This window comes from Pseudoruminococcus massiliensis, from assembly GCF_900291955.1.
GTDB classification, from domain to species: Bacteria; Bacillota; Clostridia; order Oscillospirales; family Acutalibacteraceae; genus Pseudoruminococcus; species Pseudoruminococcus massiliensis.
The window spans coordinates 136,139-151,102 of sequence record NZ_OLMR01000001.1 but is presented as its reverse complement, the minus strand read 5'-3'; the positions used below and the strand labels follow the sequence as shown (position 1 = coordinate 151,102).

Here is a 14,964-nt window from a genome sequence, read left to right as displayed (position 1 = left end):
ATGAATGCTCAAAGAAAAACTAACTTAGATGAGCTTGAAAACGCTATCGAATATAAATTTAAAAACATTAAGCTTCTGAAAAATGCTTTGACTCATTCATCATATGCGAATGAATCTAAGCGCGGTGACAAAAGCAATGAAAGACTTGAATTTTTAGGTGATTCTGTTCTTAGTATTGTGGTTTCAGACTATATTTTTAAGAATTGTCCGAATTATCCAGAGGGCGACCTCAGTAAGCTGAGAGCGGCTCTTGTCTGCGAAAAGACATTATCTAAATTCGCAAGAACAATACACCTCGGAGATTTTATAAGATTAAGTCACGGTGAGGCAAATCTTCATGGCAATGAGCGTCCGTCAATCCTTGCTGATGCTTTTGAGGCACTTATTGCAGCTATCTACCTTGACGGAGGAATAGAACCAGCCGGAAGATTTATTATGGATTTTGTAAAGCCTGAATTAGATTCTCCGAGAAGCTTTAGCTTTAAGGATTATAAGACAACCTTACAGGAGATTATTCAGAAAAATCCTGAAGAAAAAATAACATATGTTCTTGTTGGCGAGAGTGGTCCCGACCACGATAAGCATTTTACTGTTGAGGTAAGACTTAACAGCAATAAAATTGGCAAGGGTGGCGGAAGAAGCAAGAAGGAAGCTGAACAGCAAGCGGCAAGGGAAGCATTGGAGTTGATGGGATATTGAAACACTCAAATGTAGCGATTTTTGTACCGCACAACGGTTGTCCGCATAATTGCAGTTTCTGCAATCAGCGTGAAATCACAGGACAGCAAAGCCAGCCCTGCACAAACGATGTGAAAAATGCAATAACTATCGCAAGAGAAAGTCTGAAAGAAAATACTAAAAATGCAGAAATTGCATTTTTTGGCGGAAGCTTTACGGCTATTGACAAGAATTATATGGAAAGTCTGCTTTCAGCTGCTGCTCCTGTCGTTAAATCGGGTGAATTTGCAGGTATAAGAATTTCAACCCGTCCAGATGCTATTGATAGCGAGATTCTTGATATACTTCATAAGTATGGAGTTACTGCAATAGAGCTTGGTGCTCAAAGTATGAATGATGAGGTTCTTGCGGCTAACGAAAGAGGTCATACAAGAGCCGATATTATAAATTCCTCAAAGATGATTTCTGAGGACGGTTTTTCTCTCGGACTTCAAATGATGACAGGACTTTATAAGAGCAATGATGAGCGTGACAGGGAAAGCGCTTACGAAATAGCCGACCTCAATCCTGATACGGTCAGAATTTATCCTACGGTGGTTATCAAGGGAACAGAGCTTTATGAACTATATAGGTCTAAGGATTATCAGCCGCAGACGCTCGAGGACGCTGTAAAGCTTTGTGCTGAACTTTTGCTGTACTTTGAAAATCGACATATAAATGTCATTCGCTTAGGTCTTCATGACAGCGACAGTCTGCGTGAGGGTATGGCGGCAGGAGCATTTCACCCTGCCTTTCGTGAACTTTGTGAAAGCGAGATTATGTATAGCAACTGCATAAAAGAGCTTGAAAAGAGCGGTATACATAAAGGTACTATAGAGGTTTATGTCAATCCTCGTTCTGTTTCAAGGTTTGTCGGACAAAAACGCAAGAATATTGACAGATTAAATCGACTTGGATTTAATGTAATAGTTCGTCAAGAAATGCGTTTGGAAAGATATGAGGTGAAGCTTCGGCAAGTGCCAATGATGTAAACTGTCCATAAGAACGGTTAATTGCCGTCAATTTTGGAGCGAAACTCCAAAATATAATTTGTAGATGTGGTGATACAGTGATATTAAAATCCCTTGAGCTTCAAGGCTTTAAAACTTTTCCGGATAAGACCAGACTTAGTTTTACTAAGGGAATAACAGCAGTTGTTGGCCCTAACGGAAGCGGAAAAAGTAATATAAGTGACGCTATGCGTTGGGTTCTCGGCGAGCAGTCGCCGAAAACTTTGCGTTGCTCAAAGATGGAAGATGTCGTATTTAACGGTGCAAAAAACCGTAAAAGAACAGGCTTTGCACAGGTAACTCTTACTATCGACAACAGCGACAGAACTCTTGATTTTGACAAAGACGAGGTTTCCGTTACAAGAAGATATTATCGTTCGGGCGCAAGTGAATATCTTATAAATAATACCGTAGTTCGCTTGCAGGATATTCATGAATTGTTTATGGATACAGGTCTTGGCCGTGACGGATATTCTATGATTAGTCAGGGCAAGATTGATTCTATCGTTGCAGCAAAGAGTGAGGACAGACGAGAGATTTTCGAGGAAGCGGCGGGGATTTCACGCTATCGTTACAGAAAAGCTGATGCAGAACGCAGACTTGGCAGAACCGAAGAAAATCTTGTTCGTTTGCGTGATATACTTTCTGAACTCGAAGGTCGTGTAGAGCCACTTAGAATACAATCAGAGAAAGCAAAGTCGTATCTTGAATATGCGGAAGAGAAGCGTGGTCTTGAGATAGGCTTGTGGCTGAAAACTATTGATAAATCCACAAGACTTTTGAGAGAGCAGGAGGATAAAATAGCAATAGCACAAAGCCAATATGACGAAACGCAAAAGGCTCTTACGGATATTGAGGCTAAAACTGAAGAACTTTTCTCAAAGCAGAGCGATATTACAGCGAAGATTGAAGCCTTGCGTTCAGAAACTTTCCGTCTTGATGAGGAAGCGGCTGGCAAGCGTGCAGAGGTTAATGTTCTTCAAAACGACATATTTCATAATCAGGAAACTGTTTCAAGAATTGCATCAGATATAGACGAAACAAAACGCAGTTCTGTTGAGATAGATGCAGAAATCGAGAAAAAACATCAGCTTATTAAGGAAAAAGAAACAACGCTTTCAAGGTTAAAGGATAGCCTTAATACATATCTTGAAAAGCTAAATACCTTGCGTGACGGTGAAAGCGAAAGCAGTGACAAGCTTATGTCAATAAATGCAGAGCTTTCTAAGCTGACAGCAGAGCTTGCCGAGGCTAATGTTAAATATATGACTTCGGGAACATCAATTTCTGAAATAAGTGCGAGAATGGATTCCTTTGAGAATAACATTAAGGAAAGAACATCTCAAATCGAAACACTCAAAAAGATTATCGCAGATTATGGACGAATGCTTTCCGATTGCGATGAAAAAATAACTGAGCTTACTAATGTTTCTAAGGGTTGTGAATTAAGGCTTGAGCAAAAAAGCCGTCAATGCGAGGAATTGAAAGCCAGTGCCGAAAAGCTTCGTCTTGACAGTGAACAGCTTTTCAGAAAAGCAAAGCTTTTAGAGGATTTGGAACGCAATCTTGAGGGTTTTGCTGCAAGCGTTAAAACGGTTATGCGAGAAGTTAAGAATGGTGGTTTAACTGGAATACATGGCCCTGTTTCAAGAGTTATTTCTGTTCCTAAGGAATACAGTACAGCCGTTGAAACGGCTCTTGGCGGTGCTATGCAGAACATAGTTACAGATACAGACGCAGACGCTAAAAAGGCCATTGCATTTTTGAAACGCTGTAACGGTGGTCGTGCGACTTTCCTACCGATTGCGACTATTAAAGCAAGAGATTTCAATGAGCGTGGCTTGGAGCAGTGTGAGGGCTTTATCGGTATAGCTTCTGAATTATGCTCCTGTAAGGATTGTTATAAGGGTATTCTTGGTTCTTTGCTTGGCAGAATCGTTATAGCAGAAAATCTCGATTGTGCTGTAAATATTGCAAAGAGATATAGTTACCGCTTTAAGGTTGTTACACTTGATGGACAGGTTGTCAATGCTGGCGGTTCACTTACTGGTGGTTCTCTTGCAAAAAGTGCCGGACTTCTCGGCAGAGCAAGCGAAATCGAAAGTATCAAGAATCAGGCACAAAAGCTTAAAGAAGATTTTGAACAGGCTAACGAAAAGCTAAGAAAGGCATCAGAACAAAGTTCAAAAATAAAATTTGAACTTTCAACGGCTCAAAGCGAACTGTATATTATGCAGGGCGATAAGGTTAAAATTGAGGCTGAAAAAAAGAGCCGTGAATCTGAAATTGAAAGCACTCAAAAACTTCTTGCAGAGCTTAATACAGATTATGCAAGGTCTGACGAGAGAATAGAATCACTTAAACTTGAGCGTAAAGAGGCTGAAAAACTCACTCAAGAATACAAGCAAAAAATAGCTGAACTTGAATCTCTTGCGGGAACTCTTTCAGGAAGTAGAGAAGAGCTTCTCAAAAAAAGAGAGGAACTTTCAAACGGTTTGCAGGAAACAAGACTTTCTATTGTTACAACTGAAAAGGATATAGAGGCTCTCAATGCTGATATAGAAAGCTTTATACTTAGAAAAAATTCGGGAAGCGGCAGAATTGAAGCCCTCAATTCAGAGAGTGAAAGCATTAAGGCAAAAAATATTGAGCTTAAAGCTAAGATTGATGAGCTTACCGCACAGGCTAAGGCTCTTTCTGAACAATCTAAAGGTAATTCAAGTCTTATTACTGAACAATCACAGGTAAGAATAGAGCTTGAAAAACAGCAGACAAAGCTCCGTCAGGACGAGCGTGAAGAAACTGCAAAGCGTGAACGCTTAGGTGGTGAACTTGCAAGACTTTCTGAAAAGAAAGATAATCTCCAAAATGAGTATGACACAATTATTTCTAAGCTTTGGGAAGAATATGAACTTACTAAGCGTGAGGCAGAAGAAAAAGCTCCGGAAATTCCAGATGTTCCAAAAGCACAACGCAGACTTTCGGAATTAAAGCAAAAAATTCGTGCTTTAGGAAGTGTTAATGTTTCAGCTATTGATGAATATAAGGAAGTCAGCGAAAGATATGAATTCCTTAAAACTCAGATTGGCGATGTTGAAACCTCAAAAGCAGAATTACTTAAACTCATAGATGAGCTTACACATCAGATGCAGGATATTTTTGTAGAGCGTTTCGCACTTATAAACGAAAACTTCAAGCAGACATTTTTGGAGCTTTTTGGAGGCGGAAGCGGAGAACTTTCTCTCACAGACCCAGACAATGTTCTTACAACGGGAATTGAAATAAAGGTTTCACCTCCAGGAAAAATTGTATCGCATATTGAGCTTTTGTCTGGCGGAGAAAAAGCTCTTGTTGCAATCGCACTATATTTTGCTATAATGAAAGTAAGCCCTGCACCATTCTGCGTAATGGACGAAATAGAGGCGGCTCTTGACGATGTTAATGTTGACAGATTCGCACAATATCTTCGCCGTATGAATGACAAGACACAGTTTATCTGTATATCACATCGTCGAGGAACTATGGAAGAAGCTGATGTACTTTATGGTGTTACAATGCAGGACGAGGGTATATCTAAATTGCTTGAATTGAGAGCATCTGAAATTGAGCAAAAACTCGGCTTAAAGGCTCGATGAAATTTTATATGGAAGTGATATGTTGATTCCAGCTCTAATAATATTTATCGCCATAATTTTGCTTCTTTTTATAAGAAAGCAAAAAGAAAATTATACTATTGTGAATCTCAAAAGAAAAAAAGGAGATAAAGAGAAAATGTTGGAACTAGCAAAAAACTTTATAGATAAAGAATGTATTATATATACATTCAATAACTCTTCAATTCAGGGTACTATAAAGGAAATTTCAAAAAACGCCTTGCTTTTAGAAACAGGAAATACTGTTGAAGCTGTAAATCTTGATTTTGTTGTGAGAATCAGAGAATATCCACGAAAGAAAAATGGAAAGAAAAAATCAGTAGTTTTGGATTGAGTCTTAAACATATTCTTGTAGTAAAGGAATGATAAATATATGGGTTTATTTAAGAAAATAAAAGAGGGACTTAAAAAGACAAGGGACGCTATTGTCGGTCAGATTGATACAATGCTAAAGTCCTTTACAAAGATTGATGAGGAACTTTTTGAGGAGCTTTTGGAATTGCTTATTATGGGCGATGTAGGTGTAACAACCTCTGAGCATATCTGTGATGAGCTTAGAAAAAGAGTTAAAAAAGAGGGCATTACAGACCCTGCAATGATTCACGACCTATTGGCTGATGTTATTGCTGATATGCTTGGCAATTCAAATGAATTGATGATAAATACAAAGCCGTCAATCATTCTTGTAATAGGTGTAAACGGAGTTGGTAAAACTACTACTATCGGTAAGATTGCTGCAAATCTTGTTCGTTCTGGAAAAAAAGTTACGCTTGCCGCCGCAGATACCTTTAGAGCCGCCGCAATCGACCAGCTTGAAATATGGGCAGAGCGTTCTGGTGCGGATATTATTAAGCAACAAGAGGGTTCAGACCCTGCAGCTGTTGTATTCGATGCAATTTCTTCGGCAAAGGCTAAGGGAAGTGATGTAATTATCGCAGATACAGCAGGAAGACTTCACAACAAAAAGCACCTTATGGACGAGCTTGCTAAGATTAACAGAGTTATAGACAGAGAGCTTCCTGATGCTGATAAAGAGGTTCTTCTTGTGCTTGACGCAACAACAGGTCAGAATGCTGTCAATCAAGCAAGAGAATTTCAAAATGCCGCAGGAATTACCGGTATTGTTCTTACAAAGCTTGATGGTACAGCTAAGGGCGGAGTTGTTCTTGCAATTATGGACGACCTTAAAATTCCAGTTAAGTATATCGGTGTTGGTGAACAGATTGATGATTTACAGCCATTCAATCCGTCAGATTTTGCAAAAGCACTTTTCACAAAAGATAGCAAGGAAGAATAATAAACTGCCTATTTTACAGGAGGTTATAATATGATTTATATAGCTGCTACACATAACGAAAATAAAATTAAAGAATTTGACAGAATTTTAAAACCACTCGGAATCTCCGTTATTTCTGCAGAGGAGTGCGGAGCGAAATTGCCAGAGGTTAATGAAACAGGCAAGACCTTTGCAGAAAATGCAGAGCTTAAAGCAAAGAGTGCTTGTAAAGCAACAGGTATGCCTGCTATTGCAGATGATTCAGGACTTATGGTCGATGCTCTTGGTGGCAGGCCTGGAGTTTATTCTGCAAGATATGCGGGCGAGGGTGCATCTGATGAGGAAAAGATTGAAAAGCTTATGATTGAGCTTAAGGATACGCCTGATGGTCAGCGTACAGCACATTTTGTTTGTGCTATTTGCTGTTACTTCCCTGATGGCAGTAAGATTGAGGTTGAAGGCTCTTGCGATGGCTCGATTGGCTTTGCACCAAGAGGAAACAATGGCTTTGGCTATGACCCAATTTTCTTCACAGATGATAACAAAACCTTTGCAGAGCTTTCAAGCATACAAAAGGATGCAATGAGCCACAGAGGAAAGGCTCTCAGAGCCTTGGCTGAAAAGCTGAGAGAAAAATTAAAGGAAAAGAAATTTTAAGGAGATATTATGACAAGTAAACAAAGAGCATTTTTGCGTTCCCTTGCAGTTGATATTGATACTATTATTATGGTAGGCAAGGGCAATATGAATGAAAATATTATTAAGCAGGCTGATGACGCTTTAGCAGCTCGTGAGCTTATTAAGGGTAAAGTTCTTAATTCTGCGGAGATTACTCCAAGAGAAGTTGCTGAAGAAATCGCAAAGGCAACAAACAGCGAGGTTGTACAGGTTATTGGCTCAAAGTTTGTTCTATACAGAAGAAATGACAAAGAGCCTAAAATTGTTCTTCCAAAGGCGTCTAAGAAAAAGTGATTGATATAACAAGATGAGGTGAATCGTGTGCGGATAGGAATGTTTGGAGGTAGCTTTAACCCAATACATAACGGACATATTCAGCTTATAAAAGGAATTATCAGTGAGCTTAATCTTGATAAACTTCTTGTTGTACCGTCATTCTTACCTCCACACAAATTGGTTAAATCACCAGTTTCTCCAGAGGATAGAATAGCAATGTGCAAGCTTTGTATTGATAATATCCCAAAGGCGGAAATTTCTGATATAGAAATTAAGCGTGGCGGAAAAAGCTATACTTATGAAACCTTGCAAGAATTACATTCTATATATCCTACTGATGATTTATTTCTGATTATGGGAGCGGATATGTTTCTTTCAATAGAAACTTGGAGAAATCCAGAAATAATCTTTAAGCTTGCAATAATATGTGGAGTTCCGAGAAAGGGAATCAGTGGCAGACAAGAGCTAATCGACAGAGAACCTTTTCTGAAATCAATAGGTGCTGAAACACAGGTGCTTAACCTTACTTTGCCAGAGGTTTCGTCAAGTGAAATCCGAAAAGCTATCGAGAATGGAAAATCTATTGATAAACTCGTTCCTAAGCAGGTTGAAAATTATATTCTTGAAAAAGGCTTGTATTTATAAAAATGTTATCCTATTTTATTGAAAAACGGAAAAAATATTGGATATGTTCAGGCTGTTCTCATTGACGAGGGCTTGGAAATAGGTTATCATATATAAAAGATATAAACTTAGATTTTGATGAAATGGCTTGGAGGTTTTGTGCTGTGAATGTCAAGGATTACGAAAAGATTATTCGTCCGAGATTAAAGGATGCTCGCTTTGAACATTCTAAGAATGTATCTAAGGAGGCTGTGCGACTTGCGAAAAAGTATGGTGCTGATGTAGAAAAAGCTGCTATCGCAGGAATTTTGCACGATATTACAAAAGAAACCTCAGAGGAAGAACAGCTTGAAATTATGAAGAAAGCCGGAATAGAGCTTTCTCCGCTTGAGGCAAACTCAACAAAGCTTTGGCACGCAATTTCAGGAAGTGGATATATCAAAATCGTTCTTGGGATTGATGATGAAGATATTCTCAATGCGGTTCGTTATCATACAACTGCAAGAGGTGGAATGTCATTGCTTGAAAAGATAATTTTCATTTCTGATTTTACATCTGCCGAAAGAGATTATGACGGTGTAGATGAAATTCGCAAGGCGGCTGATAAAAGTCTTGAAGCAGCTATGATTGAAGGACTTAGCTTTAGCATAGAGGATTTGGCTCATAGACGACTTGCAATAGCAAAAGATACACTCGACGCATATAACGAGGTTATTCTTAAGAAAAAATAAATTTACGGAGGAAATATATGACATCATTAGAAACAGCAAAGATGGCTGTTAAGGCTCTTGACAGCAAAAAGGCACTTGATATTAAGGTTATAAAAATTCAGGATATTTCTGCGATTGCAGATTATTTTGTAATTGCAACAGGTACTTCAAGCACTCATGTTAAGGCTCTTGCTGATGAGGTTGAAGCACAGCTTGATGAAGCAGGAATCAGCGTAAGCCATGTTGAGGGCTATCGCTCGAATTCTTGGATACTTCTTGATTATGTAGATGTAGTAGTCCATGTTTTCTCTGACGAGGCAAGAGAATATTATGACCTCGAAAGATTATGGCAGGACGGAGAAATTATTGACATAGAATAATCTTGATAAAATTAAAAGTTTCGTTTTTTATAGGGCAAAACCATTACAAACGAAACACTTGATGCAAGCGGCGGATAACCGCAAAATTGCAACTAAGGAGAGAAATAAATTGAGCTTTGAAAAAAAGTATGACCACAAGAAAATCGAATCAAAATGGCAGAAAATCTGGGAAGATAAGGGTGTATTCCACGCAGAGCAGAATAGCAAAAAGCCTAAGTTCTTCGCTCTTGTAGAATTTCCATATCCATCAGGACAGGGACTTCATGTAGGACACCCACGCTCATATACTGCTCTTGACATTGTTTCAAGAAAAAGACGCTTAGAGGGCTATAATGTTCTTTATCCAATCGGTTGGGACGCATTCGGACTTCCAACAGAGAACTTTGCTATTAAGAATCATATTCACCCTGCTGAAGTTACAAAGCAAAATGTAGCACATTTTAAGGCTCAGCTTCAGGCACTTGGTCTTTCATTCGATTGGAGCAGAGAAATTAACACAACTGACCCTAAATACTTTAAGTGGACACAGTGGATTTTCCTCCAACTCTATAAGCATGGTCTTGCATATAAGAAAGAAATGGCTGTAAACTGGTGTACTTCTTGTAAGTGTGTTCTTGCAAATGAAGAAGTTGTCGGCGGCGTTTGTGAGAGATGCCATAGCGAGGTTGTAAGAAAGGTTAAGTCACAGTGGATGCTCAAGATTACTGAGTATGCAGAAAGACTTATTAATGACCTTGACCTTGTTGATTATCCTGATAGAGTTAAGGCACAGCAGAAAAACTGGATTGGCCGTTCAACAGGTGCAGAGGTTGATTTCTCTACAACTACGGGTGATACACTCACTATATATACAACTCGTCCGGATACTCTCTATGGTGCAACATATATGGTTATCTCTCCTGAACACCCAATTATTGAGAAGTGGGCAGATAAACTCACAAACATAGATGAGATTCGTAGCTATCAGTATGAGGCTTCAAAGAAATCTGACTTTGAGCGTACAGAGGTTGCTAAGGATAAGACAGGTGTTAAGCTTCAAGGTGTCGAGGCTATAAACCCTGTAAATGGCAAACAGATTCCTATTTTCATTTCTGACTATGTTCTTGTTTCTTATGGAACAGGTGCTATTATGGCTGTTCCTGCACACGATACTCGTGACTGGGAATTTGCAAAGAAATTTGACCTTCCAATTATCGAAGTTGTTAAGGGCGGAAATGTTCAGGAAGAAGCATTTACAGATTGTGCAACAGGAATTATGGTTAATTCCGGAATCCTCGATGGACTTACTGTTGATGAGGCTAAGAAGAAAATCGTTGAGTTCCTCACAGAAAAGAAAGTTGGACATTCAAAGGTCAATTATAAGCTTCGTGACTGGGTTTTCTCTCGTCAGAGATATTGGGGTGAGCCTATTCCGATTGTACATTGCCCTTGTTGCGGAACAGTTGCACTTCCTGAAAGTGAACTTCCACTTGAGCTTCCAAATGTTGAATCATATGAGCCAACAGATAACGGCGAATCTCCACTTGCAGCTATTGATTCATGGGTAAATACAACTTGCCCTAAGTGTGGAAAGCCAGCGAAGCGTGAAACAGATACAATGCCACAGTGGGCAGGTTCATCTTGGTACTTCCTCAGATATATGGACCCACACAATGATGAGGCTCTCGCATCTCCAGAGGCATTGAATTATTGGTCACCTGTTGACTGGTATAACGGCGGTATGGAGCATACAACTCTCCACTTGCTTTATAGCCGTTTCTGGCATAAGTTCCTCTATGATATTGGTGTAGTTCCTACTCCGGAGCCATACGCAAAGCGTACAAGCCATGGTATGATTCTTGGCGAAAACGGCGAGAAGATGAGTAAATCAAGGGGCAATGTTATAAATCCTGATGACATAGTAAATGAGTATGGTGCAGATACTATGCGTGTTTACGAAATGTTTATCGGTGATTTTGAGAAGGCTGCTCCATGGAGTACATCTGGTATCAAGGGAAGCAGAAGATTTATTGAGAGATATTATGGACTTGCATCAATGCTTACAGACGGCGGTATCCGTCCTGAACTCGAAAGCAACTTCCATAAGGCTATAAAGAAGGTTTCTGAAGATATTGAAACTTTGAAGTTCAATACTGCTATTGCAACCCTTATGGCTCTTATCAACGATATTTATAATACAAAGTCTATCACAAGAGAAGAACTGCGTATTTTCACAATTCTTATGAATCCATTTGCACCTCATGTTACTGAAGAAGTTTTTGCTGAGCTTAAGCTTGGCGAAGGACTTGCTTGCGAACAGGAATGGCCTAAGTATGACGAAAGCAAGTGCAAGGACGATACAGTTGAAATTGCTGTTCAGGTTAATGGTAAGCTTCGTGCGAGAATTACAATCGAGGCTGACGCAGACCAAGAAACTGCTCTTGCTGCTGCAAAGGCTGAACCAAAGGTTGCAGAATTTACAGAGGGTAAAAATATAATCAAAGAAATTTATGTTAAGGGCAAGCTTGTAAACATTGTCGCAAAATAATATAAATCAACTACAATTTGAAATATTTTTTTCTTTAAATCAACTTGTAAAAACATATAAAATATACTTTACAAATTGATTTTTGCGTGATATAATTATAAGGCTGATTGCCCTAATCTCGGTTATAGGTTTAAGCCATAAAATTGATAATTTCAATTTGGAATTCCACATCCTTTTTCTGAGATTCAGCTTTTTTAAGTAGGGTAAATTTATTAAAAGGTGGAAAAATTAATGCTTAAAGAAGAAAAAGAAGCAATACTTAAAGAGTATGCTACACACGAAGGCGACACAGGTTCACCAGAGGTTCAGATTGCTCTTCTCACAAAGAGAATCAACGACCTTACTGAGCACCTCAAGACTCATAAGAAGGACCATCACTCAAGAAGAGGTCTTTTCAAGATGATTGGTCAAAGACGTTCACTCCTCAACTACCTCATTAAGGTTGACATCGAGCGTTACCGTTCAATCATAGCAAGACTCGGCATCCGTAAGTAATAAGTGGCTGAATGCTGCACGATTGTGTGTTATTTCGCATACGGATTCGACGAGGCATTTTAGTTGCAAAATTAATCCGAAAATAGCTAAATTCTGCTATTATACGGTTTCGGGGCAGTCTGTTTATATCACAGACTGCCTTTTCTTTATTAGAAATAGGCAATTATTCGCCTTTATCAGTGAAACGAGGATATTTAAGCTGTCACAGCTACTTTTTGCACATCATAGCTTATATCTTGGTTTCATTGCTAAAGACAGAATTTTTGCCAATAAAATATTAAAATGGAGGAAAATAAATGTTTGAAAATTTTAAGGTTTATGAAACAGAATTTGCAGGACGCCCTTTGAAAATTGAAACAGGAAAAATGGCTCAGCTTGCAAATGGCTCTTGCCTTGTAAGATACGGAGAAACTTGTGTTCATGTTGCAGTAACAGCAGCCGCAAAACCAAGAGATGGTGTAGATTTTTTCCCATTGTCTGTTGATTTTGAGGAAAAGCTTTATTCTGTTGGCAAAATTCCTGGTTCTTATACAAAGCGTGAAGGCCGTCCTTCTGATAAGGCTATTCTTGTTTCAAGAGTTATAGACCGCCCAATCAGACCACTTTTCCCTAAGGATATGAGAAATGATGTTTCTGTTGTCTGCACAGTTATGAGCGTAGACCCTGATTGTCAGCCAGAAATCGCAGCAATGATTGGTACATCATTTGCTCTTAGCATTTCAGATATTCCTTGGAATGGCCCTATTTCAGGCGTTTCTGTCGGCTTGATTGACGGCGAATTTATTATTAACCCAACAAAGAAACAGCGTGAACTTTCACAAATGGCTGTTACAGTTGCTTCAACAGACAGCAGAATCGCTATGATTGAAGCGGGTGCAAATATTGTTCCTGATGATGTTATGTATAACGGTATTATGGCAGGTCATGAAGCTAACCAAAAAATCATTGAGTTTATTAAGCAGGCTCAAAGAGAAATTGGTAAGCCTAAGTTTGAATATCCAAGTAATAAGCCTGCAAAGGAAATGTTCGAGGGTATCAGAGATTTTGCTATCGAGGATATAAAGCTTGCTCTTGATACAGATGATAAAAAGGTTCGTGACGAAAGACTAAAGCCTATCTATGAGGCGGTTCATGAGAAATTTGACGAAATTTATCCTGATTCCGAAGCGAAGATTGATGAGTGCCTTTACCTCACACAAAAAACAGTTGTCCGTCGCTGGCTTCTTGATGAGCAAAAGCGTGTAGACGGCAGAGGCATGGACGAAATCAGACCACTTGCAGCAGAAGTTTCACTTCTTCCAAGAGTTCATGGTTCAGGTATGTTTACGAGAGGTCAGACACAGGTTCTTACTGTTGCAACTCTTGGTCCAGTCAATGAACAGCAGAATTTTGATGGCATTGATGATGAGGAATCTAAGAGATATATTCATCACTATAACTTCCCATCATACTCTGTTGGCGAAACAAAGCCTTCAAGAGGTCCGGGAAGAAGAGAAATAGGTCATGGTGCGTTGGCTGAAAGAGCTTTAGTACCTGTTATTCCTCCAGTTGAGGAGTTCCCATATACAATGAGATTGGTTTCAGAGGTTCTTTCCTCTAACGGCTCAACTTCACAGGGTTCTATCTGTGGTTCTACACTTGCACTTATGGACGCAGGTGTACCAATTAAAGCACCTGTCGCAGGTATTTCTTGCGGACTTATAACAGAGGGCGACCGCTGGATGACTATGGTTGATATTCAAGGTCTTGAGGACTTCTTCGGCGATATGGACTTTAAGGTTGCTGGTACACACGAGGGTATCACAGCTATTCAGATGGACTTGAAGATTAGCGGTCTTACACCTGAAATGATTAAAGAGGCTCTCTATAAGACACATAAGGCAAGAGATTATATCCTTGACGATATTATGCTTCCTGTTATTCCTGAACCACGCAAGGAGCTTTCTAAGTATGCTCCAAAGATGCTTTCAACAATTATTCCTGTTGATAAGATTCGAGAGGTTATCGGTTCAGGCGGAAAGGTTATCCAAAAGATTTGTGCTGAATGTGATGTTAAAATGGATATTGAAGAGGACGGCCATGTTTACATCAGTGGTATAGACCTTGATAACTGCAAGCGTGCATTGGGTATTGTTGAAACTATTGCACACGACCCAGAGCCAGGTGCAATTTATAAGGGTAAGGTTACAAGAATAATGGATTTCGGTGCATTTGTAGAGATTGCACCAGGAAAAGAAGGACTTTGCCACATTTCACAGCTTGATGTTAAGCGTACAGAAAAAGTTACAGATGTAGTAAATGTTGGAGATATAGTTATAGTTAAGGTTCTTGAGGTTGATGATAAGGGCAGACTTAATCTTTCTCGCAGAGAGGCTCTTATTGAAGTAGAGGGCTTAACACCTGAAAACGAACTTCCACCACGCAGACCAAGCAATGGCGGAAACAGAGGTAAGGGCGGTTTCAGACCAAAGAACAATCAGTAAGATTTCCTAAGACAGCGAAATACTTTATACTTTTCTAAGTACAGAAGGATAGAAAAGCATTATAATGAAATATTTTTCGTAGGGGTTTCCCTGACGGAGTACCTCTGTAGTCAAAATGTGGAATTGCTCGACAAG

13 protein-coding genes are annotated in these 14,964 nt (G+C 39.3%); all 13 read left to right on the top strand.

The window, feature by feature from the left end:
- The 13 genes from rnc to C9914_RS00625 all read left to right on the top strand — a co-directional run bounded on the left by rnc (position 1) and on the right by C9914_RS00625 (position 14,829).
- Positions 1-699 carry a ribonuclease III gene (rnc, locus tag C9914_RS00685; protein ID WP_106762754.1) on the top strand — a complete coding sequence of 233 codons (699 nt, stop codon included), beginning with the start codon at positions 1-3 and terminating at the stop codon, positions 697-699.
- Entirely contained in the window at positions 696-1,709 is a 1,014-nt protein-coding gene (locus tag C9914_RS00680) for an elongator complex protein 3 (protein WP_106762752.1), read from the top strand. The genes rnc and C9914_RS00680 overlap by 4 nt, the downstream gene beginning before the upstream one ends.
- 77 nt (positions 1,710-1,786) lie before the next feature.
- The gene (gene smc, locus C9914_RS00675; protein ID WP_106762751.1) at positions 1,787-5,362 is read left to right on the top strand and encodes a chromosome segregation protein SMC; all 3,576 of its coding nucleotides are present in this window, start codon (positions 1,787-1,789) and stop codon (positions 5,360-5,362) included.
- A gap of 136 nt (positions 5,363-5,498) precedes the next feature.
- Positions 5,499-5,714, top strand: a complete 216-nt coding sequence (locus tag C9914_RS00670; RefSeq protein ID WP_022264909.1) for a DUF6897 domain-containing protein — start codon at positions 5,499-5,501, stop codon at positions 5,712-5,714.
- A 39-nt stretch (positions 5,715-5,753) separates the two neighbouring features.
- A complete protein-coding gene (gene ftsY, locus C9914_RS00665; RefSeq protein WP_022264908.1) occupies positions 5,754-6,677 on the top strand; it encodes a signal recognition particle-docking protein FtsY in 924 nt (307 codons plus the stop codon).
- Positions 6,678-6,707: 30 nt separating this feature from the next.
- A complete protein-coding gene (locus tag C9914_RS00660) occupies positions 6,708-7,313 on the top strand; it encodes an XTP/dITP diphosphatase (RefSeq protein WP_022264907.1) in 606 nt (201 codons plus the stop codon).
- A gap of 6 nt (positions 7,314-7,319) precedes the next feature.
- Entirely contained in the window at positions 7,320-7,628 is a 309-nt protein-coding gene (yhbY, locus tag C9914_RS00655) for a ribosome assembly RNA-binding protein YhbY (RefSeq protein WP_106762748.1), read from the top strand.
- A gap of 27 nt (positions 7,629-7,655) precedes the next feature.
- Positions 7,656-8,255, top strand: coding sequence for a nicotinate (nicotinamide) nucleotide adenylyltransferase (nadD, locus tag C9914_RS00650; RefSeq protein ID WP_158707298.1), 600 nt, complete (start codon positions 7,656-7,658; stop codon positions 8,253-8,255).
- Positions 8,256-8,398: 143 nt separating this feature from the next.
- On the top strand, positions 8,399-8,965 hold the full coding sequence (gene yqeK, locus C9914_RS00645) for a bis(5'-nucleosyl)-tetraphosphatase (symmetrical) YqeK (protein ID WP_022264904.1): 567 nt from the start codon (positions 8,399-8,401) through the stop codon (positions 8,963-8,965).
- 17 nt (positions 8,966-8,982) lie between these two features.
- Positions 8,983-9,324 carry a ribosome silencing factor gene (rsfS, locus tag C9914_RS00640; protein WP_022264903.1) on the top strand — a complete coding sequence of 114 codons (342 nt, stop codon included), beginning with the start codon at positions 8,983-8,985 and terminating at the stop codon, positions 9,322-9,324.
- Between the two features lie 109 nt (positions 9,325-9,433).
- Positions 9,434-11,851, top strand: a complete 2,418-nt coding sequence (gene leuS / locus C9914_RS00635) for a leucine--tRNA ligase (protein WP_242972026.1) — start codon at positions 9,434-9,436, stop codon at positions 11,849-11,851.
- 231 nt (positions 11,852-12,082) lie between these two features.
- Positions 12,083-12,346: a 30S ribosomal protein S15 gene (rpsO, locus tag C9914_RS00630; protein WP_022264901.1), complete on the top strand. Its 264-nt coding sequence runs from the start codon at positions 12,083-12,085 to the stop codon at positions 12,344-12,346.
- A gap of 296 nt (positions 12,347-12,642) precedes the next feature.
- Positions 12,643-14,829 (top strand): polyribonucleotide nucleotidyltransferase, encoded by a 2,187-nt coding sequence (locus tag C9914_RS00625; protein ID WP_106762742.1) that lies wholly within the window; start codon positions 12,643-12,645, stop codon positions 14,827-14,829.
- Positions 14,830-14,964 lie beyond the last annotated feature (135 nt).

Bases quoted from the DNA above. Each gene is read 5' to 3' on its own strand.
- rnc (WP_106762754.1), top strand. From the start codon at position 1: ATGAATGCTCAAAGAAAAACTAACTTAGATGAGCTTGAAAACGCTATC.
- C9914_RS00670 (WP_022264909.1), top strand. From the start codon at position 5,499: ATGTTGGAACTAGCAAAAAACTTTATAGATAAAGAATGTATTATATAT.
- ftsY (WP_022264908.1), top strand. From the start codon at position 5,754: ATGGGTTTATTTAAGAAAATAAAAGAGGGACTTAAAAAGACAAGGGAC.
- C9914_RS00660 (WP_022264907.1), top strand. From the start codon at position 6,708: ATGATTTATATAGCTGCTACACATAACGAAAATAAAATTAAAGAATTT.
- rsfS (WP_022264903.1), top strand. From the start codon at position 8,983: ATGACATCATTAGAAACAGCAAAGATGGCTGTTAAGGCTCTTGACAGC.
- rpsO (WP_022264901.1), top strand. From the start codon at position 12,083: ATGCTTAAAGAAGAAAAAGAAGCAATACTTAAAGAGTATGCTACACAC.
- C9914_RS00625 (WP_106762742.1), top strand. From the start codon at position 12,643: ATGTTTGAAAATTTTAAGGTTTATGAAACAGAATTTGCAGGACGCCCT.